The following is a 21,424-nucleotide window of genomic DNA, read 5'->3' on the forward strand; positions in this document are numbered from 1 at the left end:
CGTGAGCGAATCCCGCGTGGCGACATCCCGGTCGAGGAAACGCCGGCCGCGGCAGCCTGTTACGCGAGTGACGCAGTGCGGACGGCATGAACGAGCTTACGCGGGCCCATGCCGGTGCCAAACGGGGTGTACACCGCCTTGCCGGGGCTACGTCATTGAGTTACGATTCTCCCGCACCTCGAGGCGAGGGCGGTGATCCCTCATGGTTGAGCAGCCGCCGGGCGTGCCGGCCGAGGCGCTCGAGCGCTTCTCGGTAGCCGCGCGGAAGGTCGTGCGGCAGGCCACGGAGGAGGCCCGGTTACGTAACCAGCCGGTGGGCCCGTACCACCTGCTCGTGGCCGCGCTCCTCTCCGAGGAGCTCGCGCCGAAACTGGTCGGCAACCCAACGTGGATGCTCCATCAGGTCATGGCCCTGCTCCCGCCGAAGCCGCCCGAGTCCGAAGCGCCGGCCGAGCCGCCGGCGCTTTCCGACGAGGCGAAGGAGATCCTGCTCTCCTCCGTGAAGCGGGCCCGGCTGCATGGCTACCCCTTCGTGCTCGTCGAGCACCTGCTCGTGGCCATCGTGGACCGCCTCTCGTCGGGCCCGGATGCCCCGCTCGTGCAGCGCACCGGTCTCGCCGTCGAGGCCGCCATGGCCCAGGGACATTTCACCTCGAAGGCCCGGGAGGCGGTGCGGGTGGCTATGGAAGAGGCCCGCCAGCGCAGCCAGCCCGTTGGCGCTCCACACTTACTCCTGGGCGTGCTCCGCTCCGATGGTGTTTCGGTGAGAGTCATCGAGGAGAAGGCCCGGCCTCTGCTCGCCGAACAGGTCGCCGCGCTCCTGCCGCCCAAGCCCGTCGAAGCCGGCGCGGTCTCCGACCCGCCGGGGCTGTCGCAGGAGGCGAAGGAGATCCTGCTGTCCGCTCTTCAGAAGGCCCGGCTCCTTGGCCACCGGTACGTGGGCACCGAGCACCTGCTGCTGGCCATCGTCGACCGCTCCCCGGCGTACCCGGAGACGGCTCTGCTTCATCAAGCGGGGCTCACCCCCGAGACCACGACCCAGGAGATCCGGGCCGTGCTGGAGGGCGGCCCCCGCGATACGGTCGTCAGCGTGCGCCTGGATCAGGCAACGCTGCGCACGGTGGACGCGATGGTCAGGGCCGGGGTCGCACGCAGCCGGTCCGAAGCGGTCTTCTTGCTGGCTCGCAAGGGCATCGAGGCGCACGGCGAGATCTTCGTGCAGTTGCAGTCCAAGCTCGCGGAGATCGAGGCGATCGAGGCCGAAATGCGCCGGCTGTTCGGCGCGGCCGCCACGACGCCGGAAAGCGCACAGAGCCCGCCTACGCCCGGCGGATCGGAGCCACCGAAGCCATCAGGCGCTTGATGCCGGCGCCCTCGAAGGCCACGGTCAGGATGGCGTCGCGCCGCCCCGACGGGTCGACCGCCACCACCGTGCCCTCCCCGAAGCTGTCGTGCACGACCCGATCGCCCGGCTTCCAGCCGGGCGCCGGGCCGCCCGCTCCATCGGCAGCCCCCCGCCCTGTGGCCTGCGGGGCAGGCCCTATGCTCGCCGCACCCCGGGCTGCCGCCCCGGCGCGCTGCGCCAGGCTGAGCGCCTCTCGCTCCACCCGCTCGCGCGACCACGTCTCGCTCACGTCCTCGATGGCCTCCCGGGGCATCTCGTCGACGAAGCGCGACACGGGGTTGGCGACCAGCTGCCCCCACATCACCCGGCTGCGGGCGCACGTGAGGTAGAGCTTCTCCTTGGCCCGGGTCACGCCGACGTAGCACAGCCGGCGCTCCTCCTCCAGGTCCGACGCCTCGAAGGTGCTGCGGGCGTGCGGCAGGATCCCCTCCTCCATCCCCACCAGGAAGACCACCGGAAACTCCAGCCCTTTGGCCGAGTGGAGCGTCATGAGCGTGACCACCCGGGCGCTCTCGTCGTAGTCGTCGACGTCGGACATGAGTGCCACGTGCGCCAGGAAGTCGTCGAGCCCGCCCTCGGGATGCTCCTGCTCCCAGCGCGTCGCAAGCGACAACAACTCCTCGAGGTTTTCGATGCGGGCCTGAGCCTCTTCGGTCCGCTCCTGCTTGAGCATGTCGAGGTACCCGGACTCCTTGATCACCTGCTCGACGAGCCCGGTGAGGCCGTGCTCCCCGAGCGTCCCGCCCGCCAGCGCCCGCCACCGCACGAGTTGCCCGGCGAAGGCCCGCATCGCCTGAGCCACGGGCCGCGTAAACACGCCCGCCTCGCACGCCGCCTCCAGCGCGGCCCCATCGCCCGGCTCCACGCCGTGTTGCCGGGCCCACGCCACCAGGCGTTCGACGGTGGTCTCTCCCACGCCCCGCCGCGGCACGTTGACGATCCGCCGCAGGCTCACCACGTCGCCCGGCGACGCGATTAGGCGCAAGTAGGCGAGGATGTCCTTGATCTCCTTGCGTTCGTAAAAGCGAAGGCCCGCCACGATGCGGTACGGGATCTGGTGGGCCAGAAACGCCTCCTCGAACGTCCGGGACTGCGCGTGCGTGCGGTAGAGCAGCACGAAGCTGTCCCACGAGCGCTTGCCCTCCTGCACGCCGCGCAGGATCTGAAGGGCCACGAAGGTCGCCTCGCCCCGCTCGTCCTCGGCCCGGCAGAAGGTGATGGGGGCGCCGGCGGCGTTGTGCGTCCACAGGCGCTTGTCGAGGCGCTCCGTGTTGTGGCGGATGAGCCGGTTGGCCGCCTCCACGATGGTCTTCGTCGAACGATAGTTTTGCTCGAGCCGCACCACCCGCGCCCCGGGGTAGTCCCGTTCGAAGGAGAGGATGTTGCGGATGTCGGCCCCCCGCCAGCCGTAGATGGACTGCATCTCGTCGCCCACGACCATGAGGTTGCGGTGGGCCTGCGACAGGAGGCGCACCAGCTGGTACTGGGCATGGTTGGTGTCCTGGTACTCGTCCACCAGGATGAAGCGGAAGCGCCGCTGGTACTTCTCCAGCACCGCCGGGTGCTCCCGCAACAGGCGCACCGTCTCCACCAGCAGGTCGTCGAAATCGAGGGCCCTCGCCTCTCGCATGAGCTGCTGGTAGCGCTCGAACGCCCGCGCCACCGTCCGGTCGTAGACCGAGCGGGCCTCGGCGGCGGCCTGCTCGGGCCCGATGAGTTCGTTTTTCCACCGGGAGCAGGCGGCGAGCACCCCGCGCGGGTCGTAGCGCTTGGGGTCGATGTTGAGGGCCTTGAGGGCCTCGCGCATGACCTGCACCTGGTCGGGGGTGTCGAAGATGGCGAAGTCGTGGGGAACTCCCACGTGCGGCCCGTCACGGCGCAGGATCTGCACGCAGGTCGCGTGGAACGTCCCCACCCACGCCCTCTCGGACAGGCCTGGCCCCAGGAGCTGGCGCAGGCGCTGGACCATCTGCTGCGCCGCCTTGTTGGTGAAGGTGACCGCCAGGATCTCGTCGGGCGCGGCCGCCCCGGTGGCGATGAGGTACGCGACGCGGTAGGTCAGTACCCGGGTCTTGCCGCTGCCGGGGCCGGCCACCACCAGAAGCGGTCCCTCGACGTGCTGCACCGCCTCTCGCTGCGCCTCGTTGAGGCCCTGCAGGAACGGCACGAGCGCGGCCGGCGGCGCTTCGCCGGCTCTGGATCGGGTATGAGGAGCAGTCAGTGCGATCCGCCTTTCTGGCGCCGGCGGGCCAGTTCGCGCCAGACCGCCTCCGAGGGCAGCCCCGCCGCCTCGAGGGTCACCAGCAGGTGATACAGCAGGTCGGCCGCCTCCCAGGCGAGCGCGTCGTACGCCCTGGCCAGCTCGCCGGGACGCGCCGTTCGCGCCTCCTCGGGGCCGCCGGCCGTTTGGGTCCCGGCGCCGCCGCTTCGGAGGCGGTCCACGTCCTTGGCGGCCAGGATGACCTCGCCGGCCTCCTCCGCGAGCTTCTTCAGCGGGGCGTCGATCCCTCGCTCGAGAAGCGAAGCCGTGTAGGAGCCCGGCTGCGGATCTTGGTGGCGCTGCCGGATGACCGAGCGGAGGGCGTCCAGGACCGCGGCCGTGGGTACCCCGCCGCCTTCCGGTGCGGCAGCCGGGCCGGTAGGGAGGGGTTCGACCGCAACCGGGAACGTGCGGTGAAAGCAGCTCCACTCCCCCAGGTGGCAGGCACCCTGGCCGTGCTGTTCCACCACGAGCAGCACGGCGTCGCCGTCGCAGTCGAGCAGCACGTCCCGAACGTCCTGGCGGTTGCCGGACGTCTCGCCCTTGACCCACAGGCTCTGGCGGCTGCGGCTGAAGTAGGTGGCGCGCCCGGTGCGCAGGGTCGCCTCGAGCGCGCTACGGTTCATGTAGGCCAGCATGAGCACCTGGCCCGTCGCCTCGTCCACGGCCACGGCGGGCACCAGCCCGTCCGGGCCGAAACGCACGTCGTCGAGGCTGGCCAGGCGGCGCATCGCGTGCATCGGCTTCCCCCCTCATGGCCGCACGGGCACGCCGTGGGCCGAGAGGTACGCTTTGACCTCCCGGATGGAGTGTTGCCCGTAGTGGAAAATGGAGGCCGCCAGCACGGCGTCGGCGCCCCCCAGCACGACCGCTTCCCGCAGGTGATCGAGCGAGCCGGCGCCACCCGATGCGATGACGGGCACGTCTACCCGCCGGGTGATGGCCTGCAGCAGTTCCCAGTCGTAGCCCGAACGGGTGCCGTCCCGGTCCATGCTGGTCACCAGGAGCTCTCCGGCCCCCCGCCTAACCGCCTCCTCGGCCCACGCCACGGCGTCGAGGCCCGCGGGGCGCCGGCCCCCGTGGGTGTAGACCTCCCAGGCGCCGGTGCCGGTGCGGCGAGCGTCGATGGCGACGACCACGCACTGCGCCCCGAAGCGGTCGGCCAGGCGGGTGACCAGCTGCGGGTCGGCCACGGCCGCGCTGTTGACCGACACCTTGTCGGCACCGGCCAGCAGCAACTCCCGCACGTCCTGTTCCGTGCGCACCCCACCGCCCACGGTGAGAGGAATGAACAGCTGCTCGGCCGTACGGCGCACCGCCTCCACGAGCGTGCGGCGCCCCTCCGCGGAGGCCGAGATGTCGAGGAAGACGACCTCGTCGGCGCCCTCCTGTTCGTAAAGGCGCGCCAGCTCGGCCGGATCACCGGCGTCCTGGAGCTGCCGGAACTGCACGCCCTTCACGACCCGGCCGTGATCCACGTCAAGACACGGAATGATGCGGCAGGCCAGCACTGCGCCGTTTCACCCCCCGGGCGGCTGCATCCACGGCCTCCCGGACGGCGAGCGCCCCTTCGTAAAGCGCCCGCCCGACCACCGCGCCCCGTAAAGCGGGCAGCGCGGCGAGGCGCTCCACGTCGTGGGGGGAACCGATGCCGCCGGCTGCCAGCACCTGCAGCCCGGCGCCGGCTACCGCCAGTGCGGCCGAGGGGTCGTGGCCCCGCATCGTGCCGTCGGCCGCGACGTCCGTGACCAGAGCCCACCGCACGCCCAGGCGGGCCAATCGCTCTGCGACCGCCTCAGGAGCCTCGTGCGACGGCTCCTGCCATCCGGCCACCGTCACCCGCCCGCCCCGCACGTCTACCGCCGCCCAGACCCGCTCGCTCCCGAACCGCCGGCACGCCTCCTGCAGCATCTCGGGGTGGCGCAGCGCCGCCGTGCCCAGCATCACGCAAGACGCGCCGGCTGCGAGCGCCCGTTCGACGGCATCGAGAGAGCGCAGGCCCCCGCCGAAGTGGACCGGCACCCCCGCGGCCGAGGCGATCCGCCGCAGCACCTCGAGATGGACCGGGTGGCCGCTCCGGGCTCCGTCCAGGTCCACCACGTGCAGCCGGCTCGCCCCCTCCTGCACCAGCCGGCGTGCCCACTCCGTGGGCTCCAGGGGGTACCGGGTCACCTGGTCGAACTGCCCGGCCCGCAGGCGCACCACGTGCCCGCCCATCAGGTCGATGGCCGGCACGACCCAGAAAGGCTCGTCGTTCATGCCACCGTGGCCCCGCGGGCCTCGTCGCCCTCCGCCCCGGCACCGAGCGCCCACCCCACGAACCGCCTCAGCAACGACAGCCCCGTCGCGCCGCTCTTCTCCGGGTGGAACTGCACCCCGCCTGCGCGGCCCCGCCACGCCGCCGCGGCGAACCGCACGGCCCCCACCCGGCACCAGGCGGTGACCACGCCGGCTTGCTGTGGGGCAGGGTAGTAGGAGTGCGCGAAGTAGACGTAGGGCGGGGCGTCGCCCGGTCGGAACAGGGGGCAGGCCGTCCCCGTGAGCTCCAGGCGGTTCCACCCCATGTGGGGCACAGTGACGCCCGGGGGGAAGCGGCGCACCACTCCGGGGAAGTAGCCGAGCCCCGGCACCCAATCCCGCGCGCCGCCCGCCTCTCGTGCGCTCTCCTCGCCGGCCTCGAACAGGATCTGATACCCCAGGCAAATGCCCAGAAGCGGCCGCCCCGCGTCGAGGTAAGCCCGAAGCCCTCGATCCAGGCCGAGCTCCCGGAGGCTGCGCATCGCCGCCTCGAAGGCGCCGACGCCCGGCAACACCACGGCCTGCACCTCGTCGAGTGCGGCGGCGGCCGTGACCCGCACCACCTCGGCCCGCCGGGCCACGGCCACGAGCGCCCGTTCCACCGACGCCAGGTTGCCCATCCCGTAATCGACCAGGCCGATCCGCCCGGGCACGTCCAGCGGCGCCACCGCCCGATCCGGCCGGAGCTCGTTCATGCCTGCAGCGTCTCCTTGGTCGACGGGATCGCCGACGGGCGCCGGGGGTCGACGGCGACCGCCTCTCGGAGGGCCCTTGCCACCGATTTGAACGTCGCCTCGGCCACGTGGTGCAAGTTGCGCCCGGAAAGCTCGCGCACGTGGAGCGTGAACCGGCCGGCGGAAGCGAGAGCGCCGAAGAACTCCCGGGCCAGCTGCACGTCCCACTCGCCGAGGCGGGCCCCGGGGGCGTCGAGAGTGGGAACTTCCCACGAAAGCAGGGGGCGGCCCGACAAATCGACCGCCGCCAGCACCAGAGCCTCGTCCATGGGCACGGCCGCATCGCCGAACCGGACGATACCCCGCCAGTCGCCGAGAGCCCGTCGCAGCGCGTCCCCCAGCACCAGACCGGTATCTTCCACCGTGTGGTGCCCGTCCACCTGCAAGTCGCCCGTCGCCTCGACCGTCAGGTCGAAGAGGGAGTGGTGGGCGAAACTCGCCAGCATGTGATCGAAAAAGCCGATCCCCGTCCGCACCCGGCTAGTGCCGCTGCCGTCCAGGTGCAGCTGCACCCGGATCCGGGTCTCGGCCGTGCTCCGCTCGACCTCGGCCTGGCGGACTCCGTTCATGACGACTGGCGCACCTCCACCGAACGGGCGTGGGCCTCGAGGCCCTCGGCCCGGGCCAGGACCCGCACGGCCCGCGCGAGCTGCTCGAGGCCACCCGGTGAGGCGTGCACCCACGAGGTCATGCGGGTGAAGACGTGGACGCCGAGCGCGGAGGCAAACCGGGCGGTGCCGCCGGTCGGCAGCACGTGGTTGCTCCCGGCGGCGTAGTCGCCGAGGGCCTCGGGCGTGTGCGACCCGAGGAAGACCGCCCCGGCCCGGCGCACCTTGCCGGCCAGCACCAGAGGATCCGCCGTGACGACCTGCAGGTGCTCCGGAGCGATGGCCTCGGCCAGCTGCAGCCCCTCGACGTCGAGGCGCCGGCAGGCCACCGCCGCCCCCCAGCGGCCCAGCGACTCCGCGGCCACGGAAGCCCGGGGAAGGGTCTCGAGCTGCACCTCGAGCTGCCGGTCGATCTCGTCCAACAGCGCCGGCGCGTCGGAGACCACGATGGCCGCCGCGTCGGGTGCATGCTCCGCCTGTGCGAGCAGGTCGGCGGCGACCCACCGGGGGTTGGCCGAAGCGTCGGCCAGGACGAGCACCTCCGTCGGCCCGGCCAGGCCGTCGATGCCCACCGCCCCCACCACCTCGCGCTTGGCCAGCTGCACGAAAAGGTTGCCGGGGCCTGCGATCACGTCCACCCTCGGGATCGACGCCGTCCCGTACGCCAGGGCTGCAATGGCCTGCGCCCCGCCTACTTGCAGCACCCGGGACGCCCCTGCCACCCGGGCGGCCGCCAGGATGGCCGGGTGCGCCGGCGGCGGCGTGGCCACCACCACCTCGGCGACCCCCGCCAGGCGGGCGGGGATGACGCCCATCAACACGGTGGAGAGCAGCGGGGCCGTCCCTGCGGGAACGTAGATGGCCGCCCGCTGGACAGGGGTAGGCACCCATCCCACCACGACGCCCGGAGCGGTCGTTTCGAAGATGGGAGCGGCGATCTGGCGCCGGTGGAAAGCCGTGATGGTCGCAGCCGCCGCCTCGAGCGCCGGCACGACCGGAGCGACCGCCGGATCCTGCAGGGCCGCTTCCATCGCCTCGGGGCCCGCCCACAGCCGCTCCGGGGAAAGCTCCACCCCGTCCAGCTCCCGGGTCCACCGGGCAACGGCCGTGTCTCCCTCCTCGCGCACGCTTTGCACGATCCGGCGCACGGCCTCCACCGGCCGGGTGCCCGGCCCGAAGAGCCGGTCGAGCACCGTCCGGGCGCGCGGCGGCGCCTCCATCTCGGCCATCGGCGGCCGCCGGACGGCCTGCAAAATGGCCTCCAACCCGTCTCGCTCGACCACGAACCGCCGCAACAGCGTCATGCCGTCCTCCCCGCCGCCACCCGCTGAGAAGCGACCACGGCCCTGAGCTCGCCCAGCAGGCGGCGGACGGCGTCGTGCTTCAGCTTCCATCGCACCGGGTTGGCGATGAGCCGGGCCGAGATCGTATGGAGCGTGGCCACGGGCACCAGGCCGTTGGCCGCCAGGGTACGGCCTGTCTGCACCAGGTCCACGATGGCGTCGGCCAGCCCGACCCTGGGCGCAAGCTCGATGGAGCCGTGGAGGGCGATGACCTGCGCAGGGATCCCCTGGGCTTCGAAATAATGCCCAGCGGTACGCGGGTAGCGCGTCGCGACCCTCAGCGGCCGGCCCCGCTCCCGGGGGAGCGCCCCGTCTGGCCCGTCCGTCCCGTCGCCCCCGGCTCGGGCGGGTAGGGCCAGCTGCAGCCGGCAAAGGCCGATACCCAGGTCCAGGAGCTCGACGACGCCCGGATCCGTCTCCAGGAGGACGTCCTTCCCCACGATTCCGACGTCGGCGGCCCCCGCCTCCACGAAGGTCGGTACGTCGAAGGGCTTCGCCAGCAAGAACTGCACCCGTGCCCCGTGGTCCACGCTCACCAACCCCCGCGAGTCGGCGAGCACCGCGCTGGCGTCCAGGCCGGCCTGCCCCAGGAGGGCCACCGCCTCCGAAGTGAGGCGCCCCTTTGGGAGGGCGATGGTCAAGAGCGGCTGCTTCGAAGCATCGGTCACCGGCGACCCCAGACCCCTTTCCGCCGTCCCGGTCCGCGGGGAGACGGGCGGCGGCGCGAGATTCGTGGCAACATTAACACGCACGGGTGGCACCGATCAATGCCGGAGACCACCCGTGCCGAGCAGGCCCGCCGGTACGCGCCGGCACCTCAAGCCTTGGCCCGAGCGCGACCGGCCGAGGAGGTCGCCGCCCGTTTTTTGCGCCCATCGGAAGCGGCCGCTGCCACCTCCGCCGCAGCGGGCGGCTCTCGTTTGGTCAACGCCGCTCCCCCGCACTCCGGACACTTGCGCGGCTTGCAGCGCGCCTCCTTTTGATAGCCGCACTGTGCGCAGACCCACACGGCCACGACGCATCGCCCCCTTCGGACGTGAGCCGGCCGTACCGGGATGGCCCTGCGGCCGGTCTCAGGGAAGGTACTCTACGCCGGGCCGCCCCGGGTCACCTTTTGGACGAAGGTGTCGAGGTCCATGGCCGTCCACGCAACCTGCCCGGCGCCGGCATCGGTAGCGTCCACGAGAGAGGCTGCCGCCAGCGCCGGCTCGCCCTTCTCGCCCAAAGCCCCCTCCGGCAGGGGAGCAGCCACCCACTCGACCCCGGCTCGCCGCGCCTCCTGCAAGCTCTCCGGCAGCGGCCTCGCCAGCGGATCGAGCGCACACGAGATCCCCGATTGCCGCAACACGGCCGCCAGCTTCCACGCACCCGACGGCGGGCCCTGCTCGGGACCCTGCGGCCGGGTCCCCCGTACGATCCAGACCTGGGGGCCGCTGCGCTGCCTCGAGCGGCGGCCGGGCAGGGCATACAGGGTGTTGAGGACGCGGTCCAGGCTCACCGCGCATCCCGTCGCGGCAAGGGGCATGCCCAGCCGCCCGAGCAGCGTATCATACCGGCCGCCCGTGGCCAGCGACGCGCCGCCGTCCGGCGCGTAGACCTCGAAGATGGCACCCGTGTAATAGTCGAGGTCCTTCACCATCCCCAGGTCGAAAGCCACGTGGTCTTCCAGACCCAACGCCCTCAGGTGCTCGAACAGTTCCAGGACGGACCGCAGCGCCGCCTGCCCTTCGCCGGCCGGGCACGCCCGGTACGCCGCCTCGACCACCTCGACGCCACCCCGGGCGTCGACCAGCGCCTCCAGGGCCCGGGCAACCGGCCGCGGCACGCCCGCTCCGGCAAGCGCCGCCTCGTATGCCACCAGATCGCGCCGCACGAGCGCCCGGCGGGCCGCCTGTGCGCTCTCCACCGGAAGTTGCTCCAGCAAGGCCTGCACGTACCCGGCGTGCCCCACCTCGACGTGGGGGTCGGGAATGCCCGCCTGCCGGCAGCTCTCCCACGCCAGTGCCATGACCTCCGCGTCGGCCACCGGCCCCTGCGCACCCATGAGCTCCACACCGGCCTGTCCGAACTCCCGGGAGTCGTCGGGCCTGCGCCGGTCGTATCGGAAGACGCTGCCGACGTAGAACAGGCGGATCGGAAGGGGAGCCCCCCTCATCCGCCCCGCCACGAGGCGCGCCACCGCCGCCGTCCAGTCGGGCCGCAGCACCATCACCTGGCCGTCCCGGTCGACGAACCGGTAAGTCTGCCGCCCCGAAGGCTGGCCCCCGGCCTGCGCCACCACCTCGTAGAGTTCGAACGTCGGGGTGATGACCTCCTCGTAGCCCCACAGCTCGAAGAGCGTTCGCAGTCGGGCCTCCAGTCGCCGGCGCTCCTGCGCCTGCGGGGGCAGGGCGTCGTAGGTGCCGGGGGGAGGATTCAACGAAAGACCCTGGCCGTTCAACGTCTCATCCCTTCAAACCCGTCCGGATGATACCCTCGATGAACTGCCGCTGCACCAGGAAGAAGAAGAGGAGCACCGGCGCCACCGCCATCGTCGAGGCGGCCATGGCCAGATTGGGCAGCGTGCCGTACTCCTGGAAGAAGGTCGCGACCCCCACCTGGATGGGCCGCATCGTCTCCCGGTTGGTGACGATGAGGGGCCACAAGAACGCGTTCCAGCTCCCGATGAAGGTGAAGAGGCCTGCGGTCAGCACGGCAGGCCTGGCCAGCGGCACCAGGATCTGAGTGAGGAAGCGCCAGCGCGGGCAGCCGTCCACGGCCGCGGCGTCCTCGAGTTCCTGGGGAATGGTCTGGAAGAACTGGCGCAACAGGAAGATGGAGAACACGCTGATCATCCACGGCACCGTGAGCGCCAGGTACGTGTCGATCCAGCCGAGGCGCGACAGCACCAGGAAGTTGGGGACGAGCCGCAGCGGCTCGGGAATCATCATGGTGCCCAGGAAGAGCGCGAACAGCGGTTCACGCAAGTAGAAGTCGAGCCGGGCGAAGGCGTACGCCGCCATCGCCGAAACGACGAGCTGGCCGGCCGTCGTGACCACCGCCACCACCGCGCTGTTGAGGAAGTACCGGGCGAACGGCGCCGCCTGCCACGCCTCCACGTAGTTTCGCCAGCGCACGGGGTGCGGGACCCAGTGGATGGGCTGGGTGAAGACCTGGTCCGGCTCCTTGAGGGAGGTGACGAGCATCCACAGGAAGGGCACCGCGACCAGCACGGCGCCCGCCACCAGCGCCACCTGCACGGCGTATCGCACGAAGTCGTCACGGCGCTTCACTGGTAGTGCACCCGCGTCCCGATGGTGCGCCGCTGCACCAGCGTCAGCACGAACAGGAAGACGAAGAGCACGTAGGCGATGGCCGAGGCGTACCCGAAGTCGAAGTACTCGAACGAGTGGCGGTACAGGTAGTAGACCAGCACCATGGTGCTGTCGAGGGGGCCACCCCTCGTCATGATGTAGACCGGCGAGAAGACCTGGAAAGCGCCGATGAGCGAGATGATCAAGACGAAGTAGGTCGTCGGGGAGAGCAGCGGCCAGGTGACGTACCGGAACAGGCGCCAGCCCGACGCGCCGTCGATGGCCGCCTGCTCGTAGTACTCTCGGGAGATGTTTTGCAGCCCGGCCAGGAAGAGCACCGCCTGGTAGCCGAGCAGGTGCCACACCTGGGTGATCGCCACCGCCGGCATGGCGAGGCGCGGGTCGAGGAGCCATCGCTGGCGGGGCAACCCCACCAGGCGCAGGGCCTCGTTGAGCAACCCCCCGGCCTCCGGGTGAAAGACGTAAAACCAGACGATGGCCGCTGCGTTGGCCGCCGTGACGTACGGCAGGAAGTAAGCGGTGCGAAGCGCCCCGAGGCCCACGAGGGGCCGGTGGAGGGCCGAGGCGAGCAGCAGGGCGAGCGCCATGGTGGTCGGCACCGAAAGCAGCACGTAGTACGCCGTGTTGAGCCACGCCTGCCAGAAGTCGGGATCGCCCCGGAGCGCGAGGTAGTTGGCGAAGCCGACCCACTCCGGGGTGCCGATGATGTTCCATCGCAGCAGGCTCACGTAGAAGGAGTAGAAGACCGGCCCGATCTCGAACAGCCCCAGGAGCAGCAGCGCCGGCAACAAGAAGAAGAACGCCGCGACCGTGGCCCGTAACCTGGGAGAAGGACGGCGCCGCGCCATGACCGGCGCCCCGGCGACCACGTCAGGGCCGTGACAGGAGCGCGCCCACCAGGCCGTCCTCGAAAGACGCGTCGTCGCCCCCCCTTGCTCCCGTCGAGGCTGTACGCGGGCAAGCGCCGGCCTAGCGACGCCGAGCGAGCTCCGCATCCGTCTTGCGAGCCGCCTCCTCCAGCGCCGCCTGAGGGGTCGCCTTCAACAAGAAGGCCTGCGCGACGGCGTCGGAGATGTAGTTGCGGATCCGGTTCCACTCCTGGATCGGAGGGTCGGTGACCGCGTACGGCAGCAGCACCAGCGCGGCGCCGTTGCGGGGATCCCGGCGCAAGTACTCCTGGAACGCCGGAACCTTCATCGCGGACTGGCGAACCGGCAAGTAGAAGGTCTCCATCGACCAGCGGGCGGTCTGTTGCGGCTCCACCAGCCACTTCACGAACGTCCACGCCGCCTTCTGTTGCTCCGGCGTGGCCTTGCTGAAGATGACCAGGTCCGTGCCCGCGACCGGCGTCCGCCGGCTCGACCGCGTCGGCAGGGGCCCGATCCCCCACTCGAACTTGTCGCCGACCGCCTGCTCCACGTACGGGCGGCCGGGAACGGAGGTGGCATAGGCCGCTACCTTGCCGGCCGCGAAGTCCTGCTCCATGTAGCCCTCGATGTAGTACGCCACCCGGTACTTGTGAAGCAGGTCGACCATGAACTGCAGCGCTTCCACTCCGGGCTTCTCGGCGAAGCGGGCTTTCTGGAAGTCCGGGCTCAGCCACTCCCCGCCGTTGGTCAGCAGGAAAAGGGCGAACTGGTCGACGTTGGGCCGCAGGCCGAAGCCGTGCCGGACGATCTCCCCGCCCCGCTTGAGAGTGGCCGCCCTGGAGACCTTGAGCAGCGCCTCCCAGTCGGCCGGAGCGCTCACCCCGAGCTCCTTGTAGAGGCTCGCGTTGTAAAAGAGCACGTAGATGCTCTTGTTGAACGGGATGCTCCAGAGCGTGCCGTCCCACCGGTTGGCCTCCAGGAACACCGGCCAGAAGTCGGCCAGCTCCTCCTTGCTCCAACCGTCCGGCCCCTTGACGAACGGATCCAGGGGCACGATGGCCTTCGCCTCGAGCAGTTGCTCGGTCCAGTTGCTGTACGACTGCGCCACGACCGGGGGTTGGCCGGCCGCCACCGATGCGAGAATCTTCTGCTGCAACTGCCCGTAGTTGCCCTGGTACTGGGCCACGACCTCCACGCCGGGATGGGCACGGTTGAACTCGTCGACGAGCGCCTTGATGGTCTCCCCCAGCGGCCCGCCCATGGCATGCCAGAAGGTGATGGTCGTCCGGGCCCCCGCGGCTGTCGCAGGGACCGGCGCCAGCGCCACCACCAGCAGCGCTGCCACGATCCAGGCCCTGGTGCCGAGTGTGCGCAACGCTTGGCCACCCCTTTCCGACGGTGGGTTCGACGCGCCGGGAAAGGCCTCCTCGGAAGGAGCCCCGTGGATTCGTCAACAGGGGTGTTAACAATGCGTTGCAGGAGCTTTTCGAGCCGGGGCGAGGTCGCCTACTCCCATTCGATGGTCGCAGGCGGCTTGGCGCTCACGTCGTAGACCACCCGGGAGACCGTGGGCACCTCGTTGGTGATGCGGTGAGAGATCCGATCCAGCACCTCGTAGGGCAACCGTACCCAGTCGGCCGTCATGCCGTCGTCGCTTTGCACGCACCGCACGGCAATGACCGGCCCGTAATGGCGGGCATCTCCCTTGACCCCGACGCTCCAGGCACCGGTCCAGACGGCGAAGGCCTGCCAGACCTCTCCGGCCCACCCGGCCCTCTCCACCTCTTCCTGCACGATGGCGTCGCACGCCCGCACCGTCTCCAGGGCCTCGGCCGTCACCTCGCCGACCACCCTCACCGCCAGCCCCGGACCGGGGAACGGATGACGGTGCACGATGGCGTCGGGAAGCCCCAGCTCCCGGGCTACCCTGCGCACCTCGTCCTTGAAGAGGTACCGAAACGGCTCCACCAGCGTGAGCTGCATCTGCTCCGGCAGCCCGCCCACGTTGTGGTGCGACTTGATGGTGGCGGTGCGCCCGCCGCCCGACTCCACCACATCGGGGTAGAGCGTGCCCTGGACGAGGTAGCGCACGTCGGGGACGCCTCGGGCGCTTTCCTCGAAAACCCGAATGAACTCTCGGCCGATGATCCGCCGCTTCTCCTCGGGGTCCACGACGCCGGCCAGCTTGGTGAGGAAGCGCTGCCGGGCATCGACGCGGGTCACGGGCACGCCGAGCCGCCCGCCGATCTCCCGCTCGACCGTCTCGGGCTCCCCCCGGCGCAGCAGGCCGTGATCCACGAAGATCGCCGTCAGCCGGTCGCCCAGCGCCCGGTGTGCCAGCACCGCCGCCGTCGACGAATCGACTCCGCCGCTCAAGGCCACCACCGCGCGCCCCCCGGTCACCTGCCGGCGAAGCTCGTCGACGGCGCGCTCCACGAAGGCGTGCATGTTCCACCCGCCACGCAGGCCCGCCAGGTCGTACAGGAAATGGCGCAGGAGCTCGGAGCCGAAGGGCGTGTGGGCCACCTCGGGGTGGAACTGCACCCCGAACCAGGGGCGCGACCCGTGCTCCATGGCCGCCACCGGCGAAAGCGGCGTCCGGGCCACCGTGCGGAAGCCGGGAGGCGGCCGTCGCACCAGGTCCCCGTGGCTCATCCAGCAGGTCATGCGCGCTCCCGGCGACCCGATCCCCTCGAACAGCCGCCCCGGCCTCCCGTCGTCGGCTGCCAGCACCTCGAGCTCCGCCCGTCCGAACTCCTGCCGCTCCCCCCGGCGCACCTCGCCGCCCAGGACATGCGCCATCAGCTGCATCCCGTAGCAGATACCCAAGACGGGTACGCCGGCTTCCCACACCGCGGGATCGGGCCGGGGCGCATCCTCGGCGTACACGCTGGAGGGCCCGCCCGAGAGGATGATGGCCTGCGGCTTGCGGGACAGGATGGTCTGCGCCGGCGCGTCCCCCGGCAGCACCTCACAATACACGCCCAGCTCCCGCACCCTGCGGGCGATGAGCAGCGTGTACTGCGCCCCCAGGTCCAGCACCAGCACCCGTTCGGCGCCGGGCATACCGGCCGGGTCGACGGCGATGACCGGCCGCATTCAGCGCGAACCTCTCTGGACGGCCTCAGGGCTCAGGATGCCGATGAACGGCAGATTGCGGTAGTGCTCCGCGTAGTCCAGCCCGTACCCCACCACGAACCGGTTGGGAATCGAGAAGCCGACGTAGTCGAGGTGCACGGGGAGCTGCCGCTGCTCGCTCTTGTCGAGCAGCACGCACACCCGCAAGCTGGCCGGCTTGCGGGACTGGAGGTTGTCCAGCAGGTAGCGAAGGGTCAGCCCCGTGTCGACGATGTCCTCCACGATGATCACGTGGCGATCGGCGATGGGGTGGTCCAGGTCCTTGAGGATCCGCACGACGCCGCTCGACTTGGTGCCCGCCCCGTAGCTCGAGATGGCCATGAAGTCGACGGTGGACGGGATCGAGACGGCCCGCAGCAGATCGGACAGAAAGAGGACGGCGCCCTTGAGGATCCCGACGAAGAGGGGATCCAGGTCCTTGTACTCGTGGGAGATCTGGTGGCCGAGCTCCTGCACCCGCTGCCGGATGCGCGCCTCCTCGAGCAGCACGGACTCGATATCGCCCAAAAGAGGGCTCGCCTCCGCCTCGAGTGAACGCATCCCGGCCCCGCCCCTCACTCCACTGCCTTCCAGGCTCCGGAGCGGCCTCCCGACTTTTCCACCAGGTGGACGCCGGTAATCCGCATGCCGCGGTCCAGAGCCTTGGCCATATCATACACCGTGAGCGCGGCGACACAAACCGCCGTCAGCGCCTCCATTTCGACGCCGGTCACCCACCGCGCCTTCACCCGGGCCTCGACTTCCAGCGCCTGGCGCTCGGGCAGGGGCCTCAGGTGCACCTCCACGCCGCTCAACGGGATGGCGTGACAGAGCGGAATCAGCTCGGCGGTGCGCTTGGCGGCCATGGTGCCGGCGATGCGGGCCGCCGCCAGCACGTCTCCTTTGGGCACGCGCCCCTGGGTGATGGCCTGGAGCGTCTCACCCCCCATCTCCACGTAGCCGCGCGCCACGGCCTCCCGCAAGGTGACGTCCTTGCCCGACACGTCCACCATGCGGGCCCGTCCCTGGTCGTCGAGGTGGGTGAGCTCTCCTTCCATGAACCCCTCCGGCTCAGAAAGTGCCCAGGTACTGCTCGACTTCCCACCGGTGGACCTGGGTGCGGTACACGTCCCACTCGATGCGCTTGGCCTCCACGAACCGGGAGAAGACGTGCGAACCCAGCGTTTCGACGACGAGTTCGTCCTTGACCAGCTCGTTGACGGCCTCCTCGAGCGACCCCGGAAGGCTGCGGATGCCCGCTCGCTGCCGCTCCTCCGCCGTCATGTGGTAGATGTTCTTGTTGTGCGACTCGGGCGGCGACAGCCTGCGCCGCACGCCGTCGAGCCCCGCCGCGATGATGACCGCGAAGGCCAGGTACGGGTTGGCCGAGGGGTCGGGGCTGCGCAACTCCACCCGGGTCGATCGGCCCCGGCCGGAGGGCACCCGCACCAGGGCGCTGCGGTTTTGCGCGGACCACGAGATGTACACCGGCGCCTCGTAGCCCGGCACGAGCCGCTTGTACGAGTTGACCAGCGGGTTGGTCACCGCCGTGAAGGCCCGGGCGTGCTCGAGCAGCCCGGCCACGAAGTGCAGCGCGACGCTGGAGAGCTGGTACGGGCCGGCCGGCTCGTAAAACGCGTTTTCGCCGTCCCGGAACAGCGAGAGGTGGGTGTGCATCCCCGAGCCCGCCACCCCGTAGATCGGCTTGGGCATGAACGTCGCGTGGAGCCCGCGGCGCGCTGCCACCGTCCGGGTCACGACCTTGAGGGTGGCCACCCGGTCGGCGGTGACCAGGGCGTCGTCGTACCTGAAGTCGATCTCGTGCTGGCCCGGAGCCACCTCGTGGTGGCTCGCCTCCACGTCGAAGCCCATGGACTCCAGTGCCAGGACGATCTCCTGCCGGGCCGCCTCCCCCTGGTCGACCGGGCCGAGGTCGAAGTACCCGGCCTCGTCGTGAGTCTGGGTGGTCGGCTTGCCGTCGGGATCGCGCCGGAACAGGAAAAACTCGCACTCCGGCCCCAGCATCACCCGGAAGCCCATGTCGGCAGCCTGCTGCAGGACGCGCTTGAGGACCATCCGCGGATCGCCCTCGAAGGGCTCCCCGTCGGAACGGACCACGTCGCAGATGAGCCGGGCCGCCCGGGCCTCGCCCGTCAGCCCCGGAAACAGGCAGTAGGTGGAGGGGTCGGGCCGCAACCGCATGTCCGACTCTTCGATCCGGGTGAACCCCTCGATCGACGACCCGTCGAACATGATCCCCTCCTCCAGCGCGCGCTCGAGCTGGCGAACGGGGATCGCCACGTTCTTGACCACGCCCAGGATGTCGGTGAACTGCAGGCGGACGAACTCGACGGCATCTTCCCGTGCGCGACGAATCACCGCGGCCGATGCATCATCCATGGCTCCTCGAGCTCCCTTTCGCCCATGCGTGGGTGCATGTGCAGCGGTGTACGCCGCGCTCGCCGCGGTTCCTGCACCTTTTCGCCATTACTGCTGACGTTGCTCTTCCAGCCAGCGGACCAGTTCGTCCTGATGATCGACCGGAAACAGCGACGTCAGCCTGCGCCCCCGGGCCTGGCGGAAAATGGACGGATGGGTAACGTCTCCGCCGGGTCCCGCAGCGGGACCTCCGACGGCTGCCTCGCCGGCGAGCTCCTGCCCGCCGGGGCCCGGCGCTGCAGGACCGGCCTCGTGGGCCGCCGGCGTAGCGCCCGGCGCCGGCGCCGGCGCCGCCGCCCCGCCCTGGGAAGCCAGGTAGGCCCGGACGCCCTCCACGTTGAGCCCCTGGGCCATCAAGCTCTTGACCTGGCGCAAGCGCTCCACGTCCACCGGGGAGAAGAGGCGTCGGTTGCCCCGGGTGCGGCTGGGGGCAAGGAGCCCCTCCTTCTCGTAGTAGCGGATCTGGCGCGCGCTCAGGCCCGTCAGGCGCTCCACGACCCCGATGGGATAGACCGGCACGGTCGGCTCCACTCCAGGCATGGTCGGCACACACCCCCTCGTCCCATCGACGGCCGGATGCCCCGGAGGGTCCTCCTGGCCCATTGCACAAGGGCCGGTAGCTCTATGGAAGCGACACCCCTTTTTACTCTTATCATATCCGGCCCGTGCCGGGCCAACAAGGCAGGATGTCAGGACATCTAACGTCTCATGTAGACGCGGGGCAGCCTCGGACCGAGTTGTGTCACGATCTCGTAAGGAATGGTCCCGGTCAGGCGGGCTGCTTCGTCCACCGTCATCTCGCCCTGGTCTCCGGGGCCCAGCAGGCAGGCCACGGCCCCCACGGGCGGAGCGTCATCGCCCGTCTCCACCATGCACTGGTCCATGCAGATGCGCCCGACGACCGGGTAAACCCGGCCCCCGATGGCGGCCCTGCCCCGGTTGGAGAGCCGGCGGGTGTATCCGTCCGCGTACCCGATGGGAAGGGTGGCGATGGTGGTCTGCCGGGTGGTCACGTGGGTCCTGCCGTAGCTGACGCCGCTGCCGGCGGGCAAGGTGCGCACTTCCGAGACCGCCGCCATCAGGCGGAGCGCGGGCCGCAAGGCGACCCGATCCTGCAGGTGAGGAGCAGGGTAGTAACCGTAAAGCCCCAGCCCGATGCGCACCATGTCCCATCGCAGGTCAGAGGAGGAGAGCGCTCCGGCCGTGTTGGCCAGGTGGCGAAGGCGCGGAGCGCGGGTGCCCAGCTCCCTCTCCACGGATGCCACCGCCTCCCGGAACCGGGCGGCCTGGATCGCCACATAGGAGAGGTCGGGATCGTCGGCGGTGGCAAGGTGGGAGTAAACGCCCTCGAGCTCCACGGCCGGCAGCGACGCGACCCGGCCCGCAAGCCAGGCGGCCTGGTCCGGCAGCACGCCCAGACGTCCCATGCCCGTGTCCACCTTGAGGTGGACACGGACCCGGCGTCCTCTGGAGCGGGCCGCCGCGTCGAGCCTCCGAGCTGCCTGCTCCGTGGTGACCGTCGCGCTCAGGCCCGCCTCCACGAGCCGGTCGAGGGGCTCGGCTGCCCCGCCGACTCCGAGGACCAAAATGGGGGCGTCGATGCCGGCGCTGCGCAGCGCGACCCCCTCGGAGGTGGTCGCGACGGCGAGGTAGCGCGCCCCCGCCTCGAGCGCCACTCGCGCTACCTCCACCGCGCCGTGGCCATAGCCGTCGGCCTTGACCACCGCCATGACCTGGGCCGGCTGGACGAGCTCAACGAACGCCCGCGTGTTGGCCGCGATCGCGCCGAGGTCCACCTCCACCCAGCTGCGCCGGGGCCCCGCCGGTTCGCCGCCGCCGGAAGACGACGCCTCGGCGTGCGGGACCGCAACGGGCGAAACGTCAACCATTTTGGAGGAATGAGTTGACACTTGGCCGCTCCTTCCTTACCCTAACCCTGTACACCCTTCGCCACGCGCAGGAGGTGTCCGGCCCGACTTGTTCGCTTCCACGGCCCCATCCGCGCCCATGGTGGCGCTGCGCCGGGCGCTGCAGCCCGGGCAGCCGATCTCCGGGCAGTCGCTGGCCCGGTCCCTGGGCGTGAGCCGCACCGCGGTCTGGAAGATGCTCGAAGATCTCCGGGCCTGGGGGTACCGGATCGACGCGGCGCCCCGCCGGGGTTACCGGTTGGTTTCGGCTCCCGATCTGCCGCTTCCCTGGGAGGTCGCCATGGCGCTGCCCCCCTCCCTGGCCGGCCTGCCCGTTCACTTCTTTCCCGTGGTAGGCTCCACCAACGACGAGGCCCGAAGGCTGGCCGAGGCAGGAGCCCCCGCCGGCACCGTCGTGGTAGCCGACCGGCAGACGAGCGGCCGGGGCCGCCGGGGACGTACCTGGCTGTCGCCGCCGGGCGGACTCTACTTCTCCGTCCTGCTACGTCCGCAACTCGAACCGCGCCTCGTCGCTCTCCTCTCCCTGGCCAGCGCCGTCGCCGTGACCAGGGCGGTCCAAAGCGCCGTACCGGGCGCCGGTGCCCGGGTCAAGTGGCCCAACGACGTGATCGCGGGCGGCCGCAAGCTCGCCGGCATCCTGGCCGAGCTCTCGGCGGATCAGGAGACCGTGCGCTTCGCCGTGATAGGGATCGGGATCAACGTGGAGACGCCGGAGCTCGACCCTGCCCGGGCAGGCGGGGGACTCCCTCCGATAGGGTTGCGGCAACTGGGGTGGACACAGCCCCGGGCGGAAGTCCTGGGCCGGGTGCTGGCAGCCCTCCATCGTCTCCTGGGAGGCTTCGAGCCCGGGCAACTACCGGCGGCGGCTCTCGTCGCCGAGGCCTCTTCCCTGCTCGCGTGGAAGGGCGAGGAGGTGGAGGTCCGGACGCCCTTCGGCTCGTGGCAAGGACGGCTCGCCGGGCTGGCGGGAGACGGCGCGCTGGTGCTGGAACGACCCGGCGGAGCCCGCCAGAGCTTGTACGCGGGAGACGTGACGCTGCGGGAAGCGGGGGGACCCCCGGCCGCCGACCCCGGCGGGCCGGGGTCCATCGAACGAGGAGGTTGACCAG

General features: G+C 70.9%; 21 protein-coding genes. 2 read left to right on the forward strand and 19 right to left on the reverse strand.

The features are described 5' to 3' along the window. The first annotated feature begins 202 nt into the window (after positions 1-202). A complete protein-coding gene (locus U7230_RS09660; protein ID WP_324715634.1) occupies positions 203-1,363 on the forward strand; it encodes a Clp protease N-terminal domain-containing protein in 1,161 nt (386 codons plus the stop codon). On the opposite strand, the gene pcrA is transcribed toward U7230_RS09660, so the two are convergent. The 19 genes from pcrA to alr form a co-directional block, all read right to left on the reverse strand. Next, entirely contained in the window at positions 1,320-3,572 is a 2,253-nt protein-coding gene (gene pcrA, locus U7230_RS09665) for a DNA helicase PcrA (protein WP_324715635.1), read from the reverse strand. The genes U7230_RS09660 and pcrA overlap by 44 nt on opposite strands. A 50-nt stretch (positions 3,573-3,622) precedes the next feature. Continuing rightward, positions 3,623-4,405, reverse strand: coding sequence for a phosphoribosyl-AMP cyclohydrolase (hisI, locus tag U7230_RS09670; protein WP_324715636.1), 783 nt, complete (start codon positions 4,403-4,405; stop codon positions 3,623-3,625). Positions 4,406-4,417: 12 nt separating this feature from the next. After that, positions 4,418-5,176, reverse strand: a complete 759-nt coding sequence (gene hisF, locus U7230_RS09675) for an imidazole glycerol phosphate synthase subunit HisF (RefSeq protein WP_324715637.1) — start codon at positions 5,174-5,176, stop codon at positions 4,418-4,420. Continuing rightward, positions 5,145-5,924, reverse strand: coding sequence for a 1-(5-phosphoribosyl)-5-[(5-phosphoribosylamino)methylideneamino]imidazole-4-carboxamide isomerase (locus U7230_RS09680; RefSeq protein WP_324715638.1), 780 nt, complete (start codon positions 5,922-5,924; stop codon positions 5,145-5,147). The genes hisF and U7230_RS09680 overlap by 32 nt, the downstream gene beginning before the upstream one ends. Continuing rightward, entirely contained in the window at positions 5,921-6,658 is a 738-nt protein-coding gene (gene hisH / locus U7230_RS09685; RefSeq protein ID WP_324715639.1) for an imidazole glycerol phosphate synthase subunit HisH, read from the reverse strand. The genes U7230_RS09680 and hisH overlap by 4 nt, the downstream gene beginning before the upstream one ends. Beyond that, positions 6,655-7,266 carry an imidazoleglycerol-phosphate dehydratase HisB gene (gene hisB, locus U7230_RS09690; RefSeq protein WP_324715640.1) on the reverse strand — a complete coding sequence of 204 codons (612 nt, stop codon included), beginning with the start codon at positions 7,264-7,266 and terminating at the stop codon, positions 6,655-6,657. The genes hisH and hisB overlap by 4 nt, the downstream gene beginning before the upstream one ends. Next, the gene (gene hisD / locus U7230_RS09695; RefSeq protein ID WP_324715641.1) at positions 7,263-8,609 is read right to left on the reverse strand and encodes a histidinol dehydrogenase; all 1,347 of its coding nucleotides are present in this window, start codon (positions 8,607-8,609) and stop codon (positions 7,263-7,265) included. The genes hisB and hisD overlap by 4 nt, the downstream gene beginning before the upstream one ends. Then, complete coding sequence (gene hisG / locus U7230_RS09700; protein ID WP_324715642.1) at positions 8,606-9,316, reverse strand: ATP phosphoribosyltransferase; 711 nt, start codon at positions 9,314-9,316, stop codon at positions 8,606-8,608. The genes hisD and hisG overlap by 4 nt, the downstream gene beginning before the upstream one ends. A 149-nt stretch (positions 9,317-9,465) precedes the next feature. Next, positions 9,466-9,663 carry an RCKP-type rubredoxin-like domain-containing protein gene (locus U7230_RS15515; protein WP_404980505.1) on the reverse strand — a complete coding sequence of 66 codons (198 nt, stop codon included), beginning with the start codon at positions 9,661-9,663 and terminating at the stop codon, positions 9,466-9,468. Positions 9,664-9,735: 72 nt separating this feature from the next. Continuing rightward, a complete protein-coding gene (hisZ, locus tag U7230_RS09705; RefSeq protein ID WP_324715643.1) occupies positions 9,736-11,088 on the reverse strand; it encodes an ATP phosphoribosyltransferase regulatory subunit in 1,353 nt (450 codons plus the stop codon). A gap of 4 nt (positions 11,089-11,092) precedes the next feature. Next, positions 11,093-11,920 carry a carbohydrate ABC transporter permease gene (locus U7230_RS09710; RefSeq protein ID WP_324715644.1) on the reverse strand — a complete coding sequence of 276 codons (828 nt, stop codon included), beginning with the start codon at positions 11,918-11,920 and terminating at the stop codon, positions 11,093-11,095. After that, positions 11,917-12,810, reverse strand: coding sequence for a carbohydrate ABC transporter permease (locus U7230_RS09715; protein WP_324715645.1), 894 nt, complete (start codon positions 12,808-12,810; stop codon positions 11,917-11,919). Before U7230_RS09715 ends, U7230_RS09710 begins: the two co-directional genes overlap by 4 nt. A 121-nt stretch (positions 12,811-12,931) precedes the next feature. Next, complete coding sequence (locus U7230_RS09720; RefSeq protein ID WP_324715646.1) at positions 12,932-14,206, reverse strand: ABC transporter substrate-binding protein; 1,275 nt, start codon at positions 14,204-14,206, stop codon at positions 12,932-12,934. Positions 14,207-14,337: 131 nt separating this feature from the next. Continuing rightward, positions 14,338-15,930: a glutamine-hydrolyzing GMP synthase gene (gene guaA, locus U7230_RS09725; RefSeq protein ID WP_404980506.1), complete on the reverse strand. Its 1,593-nt coding sequence runs from the start codon at positions 15,928-15,930 to the stop codon at positions 14,338-14,340. After that, positions 15,931-16,509, reverse strand: coding sequence for a hypoxanthine phosphoribosyltransferase (hpt, locus tag U7230_RS09730; protein ID WP_324715647.1), 579 nt, complete (start codon positions 16,507-16,509; stop codon positions 15,931-15,933). A 14-nt stretch (positions 16,510-16,523) separates the two neighbouring features. Continuing rightward, complete coding sequence (moaC, locus tag U7230_RS09735) at positions 16,524-17,006, reverse strand: cyclic pyranopterin monophosphate synthase MoaC (protein ID WP_324715648.1); 483 nt, start codon at positions 17,004-17,006, stop codon at positions 16,524-16,526. Positions 17,007-17,019: 13 nt separating this feature from the next. Next, positions 17,020-18,348 carry a type I glutamate--ammonia ligase gene (gene glnA, locus U7230_RS09740; RefSeq protein WP_324715649.1) on the reverse strand — a complete coding sequence of 443 codons (1,329 nt, stop codon included), beginning with the start codon at positions 18,346-18,348 and terminating at the stop codon, positions 17,020-17,022. A gap of 87 nt (positions 18,349-18,435) precedes the next feature. Continuing rightward, positions 18,436-18,927, reverse strand: a complete 492-nt coding sequence (locus tag U7230_RS09745; protein WP_324715650.1) for a helix-turn-helix domain-containing protein — start codon at positions 18,925-18,927, stop codon at positions 18,436-18,438. A 158-nt stretch (positions 18,928-19,085) separates the two neighbouring features. Then, positions 19,086-20,297: an alanine racemase gene (gene alr, locus U7230_RS09750; protein ID WP_324715651.1), complete on the reverse strand. Its 1,212-nt coding sequence runs from the start codon at positions 20,295-20,297 to the stop codon at positions 19,086-19,088. A 67-nt stretch (positions 20,298-20,364) separates the two neighbouring features. Between alr and U7230_RS09755 the strand changes: the two genes are divergently transcribed. Continuing rightward, entirely contained in the window at positions 20,365-21,420 is a 1,056-nt protein-coding gene (locus U7230_RS09755) for a biotin--[acetyl-CoA-carboxylase] ligase (RefSeq protein ID WP_324715652.1), read from the forward strand. Positions 21,421-21,424 lie beyond the last annotated feature (4 nt).

Source organism: Limnochorda sp. L945t (assembly GCF_035593305.1).
GTDB lineage: Bacteria > Bacillota > Limnochordia > Limnochordales > Geochordaceae > Carboxydichorda > Carboxydichorda subterranea.

Coding starts and splice junctions, on each gene's coding strand:
- hisI (WP_324715636.1), bottom strand. CDS start 4,405: ATGCACGCGATGCGCCGCCTGGCCAGCCTCGACGACGTGCGTTTCGGC.
- moaC (WP_324715648.1), bottom strand. CDS start 17,006: ATGGAAGGAGAGCTCACCCACCTCGACGACCAGGGACGGGCCCGCATG.
- U7230_RS09660 (WP_324715634.1), top strand. CDS start 203: ATGGTTGAGCAGCCGCCGGGCGTGCCGGCCGAGGCGCTCGAGCGCTTC.
- glnA (WP_324715649.1), bottom strand. CDS start 18,348: ATGGATGATGCATCGGCCGCGGTGATTCGTCGCGCACGGGAAGATGCC.
- hisB (WP_324715640.1), bottom strand. CDS start 7,266: ATGAACGGAGTCCGCCAGGCCGAGGTCGAGCGGAGCACGGCCGAGACC.
- U7230_RS09745 (WP_324715650.1), bottom strand. CDS start 18,927: ATGCCTGGAGTGGAGCCGACCGTGCCGGTCTATCCCATCGGGGTCGTG.
- hisD (WP_324715641.1), bottom strand. CDS start 8,609: ATGACGCTGTTGCGGCGGTTCGTGGTCGAGCGAGACGGGTTGGAGGCC.
- U7230_RS09680 (WP_324715638.1), bottom strand. CDS start 5,924: ATGAACGACGAGCCTTTCTGGGTCGTGCCGGCCATCGACCTGATGGGC.
- guaA (WP_404980506.1), bottom strand. CDS start 15,930: ATGCGGCCGGTCATCGCCGTCGACCCGGCCGGTATGCCCGGCGCCGAA.
- hisH (WP_324715639.1), bottom strand. CDS start 6,658: ATGAACGAGCTCCGGCCGGATCGGGCGGTGGCGCCGCTGGACGTGCCC.
- U7230_RS09715 (WP_324715645.1), bottom strand. CDS start 12,810: ATGGCGCGGCGCCGTCCTTCTCCCAGGTTACGGGCCACGGTCGCGGCG.
- hpt (WP_324715647.1), bottom strand. CDS start 16,509: ATGCGTTCACTCGAGGCGGAGGCGAGCCCTCTTTTGGGCGATATCGAG.